Source organism: Paenibacillus sp. YPG26 (assembly GCF_023704175.1).
Classification (GTDB): domain Bacteria; phylum Bacillota; class Bacilli; order Paenibacillales; family Paenibacillaceae; genus Fontibacillus.
In genome coordinates this window covers 3,568,022-3,580,425 of sequence record NZ_CP084530.1, presented here as the reverse complement: position 1 = coordinate 3,580,425, position 12,404 = coordinate 3,568,022, and the positions used below count along the sequence as shown (strand labels likewise).

Below are 12,404 nucleotides of genomic sequence, written 5' to 3'. Positions count from 1 at the left end.
CTGAAGAGCGTACATTCGTATTTGCATACGAATGTACGCTTTTTTTGTGCTGCATAATTATAGACGGAGCGGGTAATTGTAATAAATATGCTGTAAAATATCTAATTAGGAAAAACAGGAAAATGATTGTCAAAAAGATTGTTTTTGAACTAAGACGTATGTTACAATTAAAAAGTAAATAACTAACTAAAAGAAGGTAGGTATTCCAAATGGCAAATGCATTCTTCGATGCGGTGAAAAACAGACGTAGTATTTATGCAATTAGCAAAGAATCCCCTATTTCTGACGAAAGAATCCAAGAAATCGTGAACGAAGCTGTAAAACATACTCCTTCTGCTTTTAACTCCCAGAGTGCACGGGTGGTTGTTCTGCTTGGTGAGCAGCATGACAAGCTGTGGAATCATACGGAAGATATCCTTCGCAAAATTATAAATAATGATGAGAATTTCAAGTCCACTGCTGAGAAAATGGAATCGTTCCGTGCGGGTTACGGTACAGTTCTGTTCTTCGAGGATACGAATGTGATTGGAGGTCTGCAGCAGCAGTACGCTTCTTATGCGGATAACTTCCCGATCTGGTCTGAGCAATCTTCCGGTATGCTTCAATTCGTCGTATGGACCGCTCTTGAGCAAGAAGGCCTTGGCGCTTCCCTGCAGCACTACAACCCGATCATCGACGAGGCGATTGTATCCGAATGGGGAATTCCGGAGTCCTGGAAACTAAGAGCTCAGCTTCCTTTCGGTAAAATCGTGGCTCCGGCCGGCGAGAAGCAATTCCAACCGCTTGAAGAGCGCGTGAAAGTATTCAAATAATTAGCTCTTCCCTGGATTAAAACTTAACAAGGCCCGTATTCAGAAGCAGCAGCTTTTGAATACGGGCCTTATTGGTGTTAGATGCTGCCAACATACGTTTATGATTATGCGGTTGATCTTTCAATCAGTTGAAATGAAATCTCTCTGGTTATAGGACCGCTGGCAGTTCCGCGAACCAGTTCGTCAATAATCGTCATTGCGCTTGATCCCATAGTATAAATCCCGTTGTCCATGGTTGAGATGCCGAGCACTTCAGAAATTGGCATATTATCGAAGCTAATCAAAGCCAGGTCCTCGGGAATCTTAAGTCCTTGACGTCCAGCTTCAAGCAGAATTCCAGCTGCTACCTGAGCGCTTGTGACCACAAGGGCAGATGGACGGTTGGTCTGTTCCAGCATATGGCGCACCAGAAGCACCCCGTCTTCAATGTCCAGGCAATGGTCATAAATCCAGTCCGGATTAACCGAAATGCCGAATTCCTCATGAATATCACAGTAAGCTTCATACCGCCTGCTGCTGCTGGTACCCTCCGTGCGGCCAATGGAATATCCGATGGTACGGTAGCCTTTATTCCATAAGTGCCGGATTACCTCCTGGAAGCAATTGTAATGGTTCAAGAACACCGAAGACATCGAAGCCGCCCCAATGTCCTCACAGAGCACAATTGGCCCATACGAGTTATAGGCCTCAATATGCTGAAGGGGTAGAGCACGTGAGCAGATAATAACGCCGTCAATTTGCTTGTTCCGCATCATTTCCAGCATTCGCTGCTCTTCCTCAGGCTGGTAGCTTGTCTGAGATACCATGAGCTGATAACCGGACTTAAGTGCTTCTCCCGCTATCCCTTCCATCATGGCGCCGAAGTAGGAGTGATTAATCATGGGCAGGATCACCCCGATAATCTGGGTCCTGCCTTTCAGCAGATGCAGGGCATTAATATTACGGGAATAGTTCAGACGATCGATGGTCTCGAGCACTGCTCTACGCTTGTCTTCCTTGACATAAGGGTGATTATTGAGAACACGTGACACGGTAGTTACAGAGACTCCGGCGATCTTGGCGATTTCCTTGATATTGGCCATGGATCTCTCACCTCCCACTCAGCCATTATAATTAATCCGAACAAATCACTTGCTCTGAAATGCGTTTCACAAATTATATTAGCAAAGGGATAAGGCTTATTTCTCAGTCCCACGCAGCAGACAATCCACATAGAACCGGCGTTACCTGAGTCCAGGGCGTGACGGTCTTGCGTGGATTGTCTGTTATTCCTTGTGATGAATAACTGGCGTGTAGCCGTGCCGATACAGTCGATACCCCATCACAGCGAACCCCAGCGTTCCGCATAAGGTCAGCATAAGACTTATCTTGTACATCGTAACCGCGCCGAAATAGTGGTAGAGCCATCCTCCAAATGCTCCGGCGATCATGCCGGATATTCCGCCGAGAACCAGGGTGTATACGGCTTGTCCAGACGACCTGTATGGTCTTGGCAGGAATAAGGTGGTCAGCTGTGTACCGACATAGAAGAATCCGCCAAAGGTTACAGCGTGCAGCACCTGAATAAATACAATTTGCAGAGAACTAGTGACCTCGGCCATCATCATCCATCTTAGAGCGAGCAGCAGGCTGACCAGGAACATGCAGACCATGAGGTGGGTGATTTTCCTTGTCATATATCTGCGCAGCAGCATAAATACGCCCGCTTCCAAAATCGTCGAGACGAATACAGCCAAGCCGACGTAGAGCCGAGATCCACCGAGATCTGTGATGAAAAAGGGCATGAACATGGCGTTCATGGAGCTTGGGACAGCGACAAGCATACCCAGGATGATAAAAGATACAAAGTACCTGTTCCTCAGGGAACGGGTGAATTCCCACAGGTTCAGCCACGGTGTATCCGGGGCACGGCGAAGCGGCCTAAGCACCAGGGCGGAGCTGATCGCAAGAAACAGGACCAGCATGAACAGCAGGTACATGCCGTACGCACCGGATGCGTCCATAGCTGCTCCGGCAGCTACCGCGACACATGCCCAGCCGAGTGAACCCCACATGCGGAAGGATTCGAATCTTCGTCCGGAATTCTCGGCATAACACAGGGTCATCGTGTTGCTCTGAGCAAGCAATGGTGTCTGCAGGAAGTAGAATAATATCATGGTCCAATAGAGCATACGGTAGGTATCTACCAGAAATATAAGATAGCCGACAAGCAGGAGCCCGGACATCATCAGAAGAAGTACATATTTCGTATTCTGCTGACGATCATTGCAGTATTTCCAGAATGGATTGGCAGCAAGCGAGACGATAGGTCCCATGGATAGAAGCAGACCGATCTCCAGCTTGTTCATGCCGGCTTCCTGCAAATATAATTGGAAAAAGGCCGCAAAAATAACCATGGCCCCATAGATGAGAAAGTTAAGAAACTTAAGAGGAAGCAGTGACTGTGTTCTTAGTGAAGCGTATTGATGTCGCAAACGCGCCATTCCTTTCTGGCCTGTATGAATAACGGCCTGAACTCGGGTGAAGAAGACAATGGTCGCTAAGTAAATAAAACCGGATAAGATCAATGTATCATGTGATGGAAAGGGATACAAACCATGTTTTATAGGATTTTCTTAATTATGGCACAGAGGGGAGCGCTTAATTCATGGATATTACAGCTATAGTGATTGCGGGAGGGAGGTCAAGCCGTATGGGGAGGAACAAGGCACTGCTCCCTGTAGGAGAGCTCCCGGTGATAGAGAACCTGGTTCGGCAATTGGCGGATATTACCAAAAGGGTGCTTGTTGTATCGAACGAAGAATCTCCCTATCTGCATTTGGGTGCGGAAATTATACCTGACATCTACAGACAAGCTGGGCCGCTTGCGGGAATCCATGCCGGGCTGTCCGCATCCACAAGCTCATGGAACCTTATTACAGCCTGCGACATGCCCTTTGTGAACACAGCCGTCTTACAGCGGCTTATATCAGAGGCTGAGGCTCTTAGCGCAAAGGAACACCAAATGGGCACGAGGGAACTCATCGAAGCAGTGATTCCGCTTACCGCCGAGGGCTCTGTGCTGCCGCTGCTTGCGATGTACAGGCGCTCCGTGCTGCCGAGTCTTGATGCGGCTCTCAGAGAAGAGCAGCTGCGTCTTATCCCCTGGACTCAGACCCTGCATGCTGCTTATATTCCTGCACAGGAGCTGTGCAGAGAAGCAGGAGTAACAGAGGAGATGCTCTCTTTCAATATGAACCGGCCCGGGGATTATGAGAAGGCTTGTGAGATCTATGAGGAGTACAAGATCAGGCGGACATAGGCGGACGACGACATAGACAGGCATAGGTGGGTATGGATGGACATAGACAGTGGATGATCCAGACAAGCGCAGATAGATAGGTATAGTCGGACATAGGCGGACGAAGATATAAAGAGGCAAACATGGGTATGGATGGACATAGGCGAATGACGATATAGACGAGCATAGATGGGCATGTACTGGCATAGACATGCATGGACGAGCATATGCAAGTAAAATGGGTGGCGGGTTAATTTGTAAAGACAAGCCACCCGGCCTCAATGAAGAAGCGTGGGTGGCTTGTCCGGTTGTCTATGGAATCGTTGCTGCCTATCAGGGCATCAGATCCTGCTTATCCGCCGATCTGGGACATCCGGCGTGAGGTGGGGGTGTTGCTTTGATCTTTCTTTTCCAGAGCGAGTGCCATCTCGTGGTTCTTCGGCTTCGTCCCCAGGGAGTTAATGAACATGGACCGGATTGCATCAGGGTCATTCCTGCCCGTAACCTTCCGGACATTGAATTCTTCAGACCAGTACAGACAGGATTTGATATGGCCGTCTGCAGTCAACCGGAGCCGGTTGCAATTATCACAGAAGTGATCGCTAACCGGGTGGATCAGGCCGAACGTGCCTTGGGCGTTCTTGACTCTCATGTTCTGGGAAGGGCCATTGCCCTTCAGCTGGCCTGCAGCCTCCGTCTCCCAGCCTGCCGCCCGGCAGGCCTCCATAACAGCTTCCAGAGGCAGGTAGGACTCCCGCCACGAATCGGTAGCACTGCCGATTGGCATATATTCTATAAACCGCACATGAATAGGACGTTCCAAAGTCATGGCGATGAAGTCTTGAATCTCATCATCATTGTATCCCTTCATCAGCACTACATTCAGCTTGATAGGCTCAAGTCCGGCTTCTTCCGCGGCTGTAATCCCCTCGAGCACTTTGGAGACGTCGCCTCCCCGGGTAATCAGAGCATACCTGTCCTTGTGAAGTGAGTCGAGGCTGATGTTGATACGGTTCAGACCTGCTTCCTTAAGGAGGGCTGCCTTCTTGGGAAGGAAAATGCCGTTCGTTGTGAGCGAAATATCTTCAATTCCCTCTATGCTGGACAGCATGGATACAAGCTGCTCCAGATTTTTGCGGACAAGCGGTTCTCCCCCGGTAAGACGGATCTTGCGCAGCCCGATAGGAGCCAAGGCGGCGGCGACTTCAGCGATCTCCTCATAGGACATAATCTCGTCGTGAGGCTGGAAGACCATCCCCTCGGCGGGCATGCAGTACACACAGCGCAAATTACAGCGGTCCGTTACTGAAATCCGGAGATAATCGTGAATCCGTCCGAAAGAGTCATTCAGCATTTCCATCCAGATTCACCCTTTCTGCGATATGAAGCTTGGAATAGGAACTAATAATACTTATTATAGTTCATTTTGAGGTATCGCGAAGCAAGTGATTGGGCAATCTTTTAAAAAAAATATTGAACCTTGGAAAGTGACATCAGAGGGGAGATGTGACGGAGAGGAGGCTTCGAGCTGTGGGAGCGAACATGGTCGATTGGAAGAATATTATGAAAGCGCGTTCACGCTAATGTCAATATTAAATGTGAAATCGTTCACTTGGAAAGATCTGTATTGGCTATAATATAAGAGAAGAGACGTCGTCAATCAGGTAAGGAAGGCGGTATCTCTAATATAAGTGAATCCAGGGAGCTGACTTAGGATGACAACGACTATATTGCCGGATAGAGTTACTGCAAGCGAAGAACAAATGCTGTGGCTGGAACGCAGAGGCTGGGTATACCAGCTGCTGGTTGATTTTCTGCGCCGTGAGCCTCGTCTCTCCTTAATTGCACAGTACCGCCGCGAAGGCAAGCTTAAAGGTCCGGTGATATCGGGTGAGGGTGCCCGCTTACTGAAGGGATACTTGGATAGTATAAATGAAAGCCGGCTTCGGCAGGTATGTTATGAAGAAGCTGATGAATATATGAGGCTGTTCGCGGGGAGTCAGGCTGTACTGCCTCTGACAGAAGGGGTATTCCGGGCTAGACGGGAAGGTTCCGAGGCCTTGAGGAACATCTCGGGGCTCGGGGAAGTCTATTGTGAGTGCGGAGTTGTGTTCAACAAGCTGCATAATGAACGGGATGATCATATCGCGATTGAACTGGAGTTCATGTCCGTGCTTGCAGACCGGATGCTTGTGGCAGGCTGTGTCAGGAACAAATGCACGGAGCTTGCCGACATGCAGATGTGGTTCCTGGAGTCCCACCTGCTGCAGTGGGCACCAGCCTTCGCTGAAGCCCTGCGGAGAGAGGCGAGGACTCCGTTATACAAAGGTCTGGCTGTACTGCTGTCGGACTTTCTGGCGCGGGATCTCAGCATGCTGCGTTTATGGAGAGCTGCACTAGACTGATTCATACACACGCTGATAGGCACAAGCTAAGACCATTTGACCTGTGCAGATTATTGCGTGATCTACCCTACCGTTTTGACCTACTCCCGCTCTTAGTGTGAGTGGGCGGATCGGGCAAGAGGAAATGATGTTGGTGATAGGACAAAGGGCCGCACCCCTGTAGAGTTATCTACTTAGGGTGCGGCCCTTTATTATATGGTTGTTGTGATTATGAATGCAGAGTGCTTAATTCAAATCAAGCTTTAGCTGTAGACTTGGATCTTCCGCCTCGGCGCAGCTTCATCAGGAACTCATAGACAATCGGCACAATCACGAGTGTCAGCAGGGTCGAACTGATCAGTCCGCCGATTACGGTAATTCCGAGCCCCCGCGAGATGATTCCAGCACTGTTCTCAAGACCGATGACAAGCGGCAGCAGCGCACCGATTGTGGCCAGAGCGGTCATCAAAATCGGACGAAGACGGGTTGCACCGGCCTCCAGAATAGCTTCCCGGGTAGAGAGGCCTTCGCGTTCCTTATGAATTACACGGTCGATCAGGACGATGGCATTGGTAACCACGATCCCGATCAGCATGAGTGCACCCATAAGTGACGATACGTTCAGAGTTTCTCCGCCGATCAACAGGGCGATCAGTGCGCCAATAACGATGAATGGCAGGGAGAACAGGATGGCAAATGGCGCAAGCCCGCCCCCAAACGTAACTACAAGCACGAAATATACGATTGCAACCGCGGCGGCCATGGCAAGGCCAAGCTGGGTGAAGGTATCGTTAATCTGTGCTGTAACTCCGCCGAATTCCACTGTGACGCCATCCGGCTTGTCATAGGCGTTAACTTTGTCCTGCAGGCTTTTGGAAGCGCTGCTTACATCTGTAGAAACGATATTGGCACTAACCTCAATAACCATTTTGCCGTCAATACGCATGATGGAGTTAGGTGAGATGCCTTTGTCTACTTTGGCTACATCCTTAATAGCTACTTCCTTGCCAAGCGGAGACAGGAGTGTCTCATTCTCGATGTCTTCCAGGCTCTTGTAGGTCTTGTTGTCAGCTTCGATATAGACCTTGTAGTCCTTGTTATCGATCTGCACCTCGGTCAGCACCGGACGGTCACGCTGCGGACTGAGCTTCATGGCCAGTTGTCCGGCTGTAAGTCCAAGTGAGCTGAGCTTCTCCTGGTCCGCGATCAGGGTGTACTGGTCATAAGCTTTGGACAAGCTGGAATCGCCTTTGTCAAAATGAGCCTTGTCCTCATTCACCCATTTCAGAATCTGATCGGATACCGGCTGGATCTGCTTCAGATTATCGCCAAAGACCTGAACGGCAAGCTTGCTGCCGCCCATGCCTCCGCCCATGCCGGACATCTCCTTCCAGGTTCCCTCAGGCACCTGAACCTTCAGATCATCGACTAACTTCTTCTTCACATCTTCAAAGTTCTTCGTGTCCTCTTTATAGATCACATAGAACAAAGCGGAGTTGGAAGGGCCGGGACTGAGCGGATTGGAGCCCCCTACGGAATACTGCATTTTATCAAGACCAGGCTGCTTCAAAATAAACTTCTCGGCAGTCAGCGCACGCTGCTCGACATCCTCACGCGTGTCGCCTGGTGCAGGCGAGTAGGTCACCATAGCATACTTCTCGGATTGCTCCGGCATGAAGCTGGTGCCGATGAATTTGGTCAGGAACAGACTGCCAATCAGCAGCAGAACCGCGAATCCGAAGGTGATCAGCTTATGGTTCAGGGACCAGTTCAGAATCTTCTGGTAGCCGCGGGCCATCGCACCGGGCTTCTCCTCATGATCATGCGTCTTCTTGAGACCATTCCTGAACAAGGTATGGGCCAATGCGGGTACCAGAGTGATGGCAACCAGCAAGGACGCAAGCAGTGAGAACACCATGGTGAGAGCGAATGGGGTGAACAGCTCGCCCACCATGCCGCTAACGAAGGCAAGCGGCAGGAAGACCGCGATCGTTACGATTGTAGATGAGGCGATCGGAACGAACATTTCGCGCGTCGCCTCGCGGATGAGTTCGCTGCCCTTAAGCTTCTCGCCGGTTAGGGATAGGCGCCGGTAGATATTCTCAATGACAACGATGGAGTCATCGACGACCCGGCCGATAGCTACAGTCATTGCACCCAGGGTCATCATGTTCAGCGTAATATTCATCTGGCGCAGAGCCAACACGGCAATAAGCAGCGAGAGAGGAATCGAGATTACCGAGATAATGGTAGAGCGGATATTCCGCAGGAAGATCAGAATGATCAGCACGGCGAACAGGGCGCCGAATACAGCTTTGCTAAGCATAGTGTTCACGGAATCCTCAATCGGCTTACCTTGATCCATCAGGGTGGTAATCTCAAGATCCTTGAATTCGGACTTCAGGGACTCTGCCCGGTCCTTGACTTTGTTAACCACATCAACGGTATTGGCGTCATTGGACTTCACAATCTGAATCCCGATGGATTCCTTGCCATTCGTCCGGGAGATGGACTCCGCCTTGCCCACGACATTGATTGCGGCCACATCTGTCAGCTTAACCGTAGGAATAGACGCTGGCACAGCTGCAGCTTGTGCTCCGGCCCCGCCAGCAGCAGCACCTTGGCCCGCCGCGCTTTGGCCTGCCGCGCCTTGCGCACCAACTCCGCCAGCGGCCGCGCTTTGGCCTGCTGCGCCTTGTGCTCCAGCTCCGCCAGCGGCCGCACCTTGGCCTGCTGCACCTTGCGCTCCGGCTCCGCCAGCAGCCGCGCCGCTGCCAGGAGTCACAGGGATGGTGACATTCTTCAGGTCCTCCACCGTTGTGATGGCTCCATCAACAACGACAGCCTTCTGCGATTTGTCCATTTCGAACAAGCCGAGCGGCACACGGACGGCCGAGGCTTGAACGACCCCTTTTACCGTATCTTCAGTCAGGCCGAGCTCCTTAAGCTTCTCCTGGTTGAACTTCAATTGAACTTCCTTCACATACTGACCGGCCACCTGGACGGAAGCGACACCTTCCAGCTTCTCCAGGGCAGGCTTCACATCACTCTCAGCCGTCCGGGTCAGGTTCTCCAGATTGCTGCCGTTCTTGGCACTCATGCTGAGTGAGATCACGGGCAATGAGTTCAGGCTGAACCGCGTAATCTGCGGCTTCTGAGCCCCGTCTGGTAGAGTAGCGCTGTTCAGAGCTTCCCGTACGGCAGCAGAAGCGTTATCCAGATTCGCCCCATAGTTGAACTCAAGAATAATGGATGAAGCATTCTCCATCGAAGTCGAGGTGATGGTCTTGATGCCATCGACATTCCGCAGACTCTGTTCCAGAGGCTTGGTAATCTCGTCCACCACATTCTCGGGTGCTGCACCTGGATATACTGCCGAGATGCTTAAATAGGGTACGTTAATATTCGGGATGGTCTCCTGCTTCATGGTCAGACCGCTATACAGCCCAGCGGCAACCACGATGATTGTAAGCAGCCAGATCGCGAATTTGTTCCGCAGTGAAAAATTAATAATTCCTTTCATACGTAAGCAACTGCTCCTCTCCGTTTCTCTCTAATCACCCTTGTGTGACAGGGTTTGGTCTTGAATTCGTATGAAGCATGGCGGCTTCCAATTCCTTGAACTCCTCATCAAGCTCGGGAATATTCTCCAGATTCCTGAGCATCCCCTGCAGGATGACGCGCCTTGGCTGGAGCTCAACAATCTCCTGTTCGAGAATCTGCAGAGAGTCCATAACCTCTTCTTTCCGGTCAGCAGGCAGGCTGAGATCCCTCGCTCTAATCTTCATGGATTTGATCACCTGAAGCGGGTGTCTGTTCGGAGCCAGGCCCTCAAGCCCTTCATTGGCCCATTGTTCCAGGATCTCCGCCGAGAATAGAGGCAGCGGACGCTTATGCAGGAATCCGTCGCTTAACTGATCCAGCGCGAACATCAGGTGCTCCGACATCATCTGAATGCTAATGTTGATCCTTGAATCAAACAGCAGACGTATATAGGAACCGAACGAGCCGTGCAGGAACAAAGTAAGATCCGCAGCATAAGGGGCGATCTCAGGGCCATAGGCCCGCACGAGCCGCGTCTGTGCCCAGCTCAGCAGCATCAGATTGTTATCCTTGACACACTGGGGCTCCATGCTCTTCTTGCCGTTAGTTACCCAGTCCCTAAGCTGCATCAGCAGAAATTCCCGCAGCTCCAGAACCAGACTAAGCAGAACCTCGATCTGCTTTTGCAGAATTTCCTTCGGGGACAGCCCCGGCAATTGATCGGCTTCAATCAAGTGCTCCTGCAGCATTTGATAACAGTGGTTGTAAATGCTGGTCTCCAGCTCCACCTTGGATTTAAAGTGCAGGTACAGGCTTCCCTTGGACATCCCGCAGTGCTCGGCGATTTCCTGCATGGAGGTCGCCGATGGCCCCTTGGCCGAGAACAGTTCCATGGCTGTTCGGATGATATGCTTTCTTTTATCTGTGGACTTCTCAGACAACAGCTTCTACTCCTTTCTGACCAGCGGGTTTCACTAATGACCAACTAGTCAATGACATTATATTACACTCCGATTCGGAGATTCAAATTTGTTCTAATGAATCAGCTTCAGACCTACAGATGCCACCAGAATAATGGCGATGAAGACCAGTCTCCGCCATTCCTTGGGCTCCTTATACAAGAACATGCCCACCAAGGCGCTTCCTACGGTGCCTATCCCCGTCCATACCGCGTAGGCAGTTCCCATAGGCAGTGTAGTCATGGCAAAAGTAAGCAGCGAGAAGCTGCACAGAAATCCGATTCCCAGCAGACCGTACGCGGCCAGATTCCCCCGCAGGGTAACCTGCTTGATGCCGATGACCCCTAGAACTTCGCAGCATCCGGCAATAATAAGAGCTATCCAGGCCATTATGAAGTCGCCTCCTCATTCGTGCCTTCCGCCATCAGCTTCAGGCCGATTACACCAACCAGGAGCAGCGCGATCAGCAGCGTCTTCGACCATCTGAAGGGCTCGCCGAAGACAGCCATCTCCGCAATAACCGTTCCCGCAGTTCCTATGCCTGTGAAGACGGCATAGACGGTTCCCACCGGAAGTCTTCTCGATGCTTCAATAATGAGCCAGAAGCTGATCGCGATAGCTGCGGCGGTAATTAGCCAATGCCACCAGGCAGCCGAGTGCTTAAGTCCGCTTACCCATATTACTTCTATTAATCCGCCTATAAGGACGTACAGCCAGTGTCTGTTCATGTTTGTCTCCTCCTAATTGTGATCCAGTATTATTGCCTGTCGCTCTGCCCGGTAATTCCCTCCCAATAGATGGGCCAGGCGGCCTCCAGGCGTGTCCTGGATCTTTCGGGCTGTGAGTACAGCAGTTCAACCATAATCCCGTCTGCTAAGGTCATATAGGCAATGGCGGCCTGATGAATATCCGCGGGCTGGAATGTGCCTCTTCGGGACTCTGCCTCCATTAGCTTAATCAACTTTCTCTCAAGGGAATCAAGGAACGGGTAGATGATGCCGATAACCTCGTCACGAATGGCATGAGGCGGGAAAAACAGCATGCGAAGCAGGAACTTCATATCCTCATTTCGCTCATATTCTTCCTGAAGCATAACGAACAGACCCTGCAGCCTTTCCTCAAGAGGATCACGTTGACGACTTAGAAAAAACTGCACAATTCTATGCTTCTCCTTCCTGAACACCCTGCCCAGTACGCTCATATACAAATCTTCCTTGCCTTTGAAATGGGCGTAAATGGATGGCTTCTTGATCCCGGCCGCAGCCGCAATCTGCTGTAGAGAAGCCCCTTCGTATCCGTCTCTTGCGAACTGGGCCAAGGCGGCTTCCTGAATCCGTTGTCTGCCTGTTGTCATAGAGTTATAGCCCACCTTCCTAACGGTCGTTAGGGTGATTTTTTCACATAACCATAACCTTGTCAAGGTAGG

At 50.9% G+C, this 12,404-nt stretch carries 11 protein-coding genes; 3 read left to right on the top strand and 8 right to left on the bottom strand.

All coding sequences use genetic code 11. From position 1 onward, the window contains the following. Positions 1-209 precede the first annotated feature (209 nt). Positions 210-812 (top strand): nitroreductase family protein, encoded by a 603-nt coding sequence (locus LDO05_RS16945; RefSeq protein WP_251376483.1) that lies wholly within the window; start codon positions 210-212, stop codon positions 810-812. A gap of 104 nt (positions 813-916) precedes the next feature. Here the strand turns inward: LDO05_RS16945 and LDO05_RS16940 are convergent, their stop codons facing one another. Both LDO05_RS16940 and LDO05_RS16935 read right to left on the bottom strand, forming a co-directional pair. Then, positions 917-1,894, bottom strand: coding sequence for a LacI family DNA-binding transcriptional regulator (locus tag LDO05_RS16940; RefSeq protein WP_251376481.1), 978 nt, complete (start codon positions 1,892-1,894; stop codon positions 917-919). Between the two features lie 183 nt (positions 1,895-2,077). After that, positions 2,078-3,295, bottom strand: coding sequence for an MFS transporter (locus tag LDO05_RS16935; RefSeq protein ID WP_251376480.1), 1,218 nt, complete (start codon positions 3,293-3,295; stop codon positions 2,078-2,080). 164 nt (positions 3,296-3,459) lie between these two features. Here LDO05_RS16935 and mobA point away from each other — a divergent pair, with 164 nt between their 5' ends. After that, positions 3,460-4,113: a molybdenum cofactor guanylyltransferase gene (gene mobA / locus LDO05_RS16930; protein WP_346657592.1), complete on the top strand. Its 654-nt coding sequence runs from the start codon at positions 3,460-3,462 to the stop codon at positions 4,111-4,113. Between the two features lie 331 nt (positions 4,114-4,444). On the opposite strand, the gene moaA is transcribed toward mobA, so the two are convergent. Beyond that, positions 4,445-5,452, bottom strand: a complete 1,008-nt coding sequence (gene moaA, locus LDO05_RS16925; RefSeq protein ID WP_251376477.1) for a GTP 3',8-cyclase MoaA — start codon at positions 5,450-5,452, stop codon at positions 4,445-4,447. Positions 5,453-5,807: 355 nt separating this feature from the next. On the opposite strand from moaA, the gene LDO05_RS16920 reads away from it, so the two are divergent. After that, positions 5,808-6,497, top strand: coding sequence for a TorD/DmsD family molecular chaperone (locus LDO05_RS16920; RefSeq protein WP_251376476.1), 690 nt, complete (start codon positions 5,808-5,810; stop codon positions 6,495-6,497). 235 nt (positions 6,498-6,732) lie between these two features. Here the strand turns inward: LDO05_RS16920 and LDO05_RS16915 are convergent, their stop codons facing one another. The 5 genes from LDO05_RS16915 to LDO05_RS16895 all read right to left on the bottom strand — a co-directional run bounded on the left by LDO05_RS16915 (position 6,733) and on the right by LDO05_RS16895 (position 12,332). Beyond that, positions 6,733-9,999: an efflux RND transporter permease subunit gene (locus LDO05_RS16915; protein ID WP_251376475.1), complete on the bottom strand. Its 3,267-nt coding sequence runs from the start codon at positions 9,997-9,999 to the stop codon at positions 6,733-6,735. A gap of 34 nt (positions 10,000-10,033) precedes the next feature. Continuing rightward, complete coding sequence (locus LDO05_RS16910) at positions 10,034-10,960, bottom strand: TetR/AcrR family transcriptional regulator (RefSeq protein WP_251376474.1); 927 nt, start codon at positions 10,958-10,960, stop codon at positions 10,034-10,036. A gap of 93 nt (positions 10,961-11,053) precedes the next feature. Further along, positions 11,054-11,368 carry a DMT family transporter gene (locus tag LDO05_RS16905; protein WP_251376473.1) on the bottom strand — a complete coding sequence of 105 codons (315 nt, stop codon included), beginning with the start codon at positions 11,366-11,368 and terminating at the stop codon, positions 11,054-11,056. Then, positions 11,368-11,706: a DMT family transporter gene (locus LDO05_RS16900; RefSeq protein ID WP_251376472.1), complete on the bottom strand. Its 339-nt coding sequence runs from the start codon at positions 11,704-11,706 to the stop codon at positions 11,368-11,370. Before LDO05_RS16900 ends, LDO05_RS16905 begins: the two co-directional genes overlap by 1 nt. A 29-nt stretch (positions 11,707-11,735) precedes the next feature. Beyond that, positions 11,736-12,332 (bottom strand): TetR/AcrR family transcriptional regulator, encoded by a 597-nt coding sequence (locus tag LDO05_RS16895; RefSeq protein WP_251376471.1) that lies wholly within the window; start codon positions 12,330-12,332, stop codon positions 11,736-11,738. Positions 12,333-12,404 lie beyond the last annotated feature (72 nt).

What these genes read in the sequence shown, in the direction of transcription:
- LDO05_RS16945 (WP_251376483.1), top strand. Translation starts at nt 210, where the DNA reads ATGGCAAATGCATTCTTCGATGCGGTGAAAAACAGACGTAGTATTTAT.
- LDO05_RS16940 (WP_251376481.1), bottom strand. Translation starts at nt 1,894, where the DNA reads ATGGCCAATATCAAGGAAATCGCCAAGATCGCCGGAGTCTCTGTAACT.
- LDO05_RS16935 (WP_251376480.1), bottom strand. Translation starts at nt 3,295, where the DNA reads ATGGCGCGTTTGCGACATCAATACGCTTCACTAAGAACACAGTCACTG.
- mobA (WP_346657592.1), top strand. Translation starts at nt 3,460, where the DNA reads ATGGATATTACAGCTATAGTGATTGCGGGAGGGAGGTCAAGCCGTATG.
- moaA (WP_251376477.1), bottom strand. Translation starts at nt 5,452, where the DNA reads ATGGAAATGCTGAATGACTCTTTCGGACGGATTCACGATTATCTCCGG.
- LDO05_RS16920 (WP_251376476.1), top strand. Translation starts at nt 5,808, where the DNA reads ATGACAACGACTATATTGCCGGATAGAGTTACTGCAAGCGAAGAACAA.
- LDO05_RS16915 (WP_251376475.1), bottom strand. Translation starts at nt 9,999, where the DNA reads ATGAAAGGAATTATTAATTTTTCACTGCGGAACAAATTCGCGATCTGG.
- LDO05_RS16905 (WP_251376473.1), bottom strand. Translation starts at nt 11,368, where the DNA reads ATGGCCTGGATAGCTCTTATTATTGCCGGATGCTGCGAAGTTCTAGGG.
- LDO05_RS16900 (WP_251376472.1), bottom strand. Translation starts at nt 11,706, where the DNA reads ATGAACAGACACTGGCTGTACGTCCTTATAGGCGGATTAATAGAAGTA.
- LDO05_RS16895 (WP_251376471.1), bottom strand. Translation starts at nt 12,332, where the DNA reads ATGACAACAGGCAGACAACGGATTCAGGAAGCCGCCTTGGCCCAGTTC.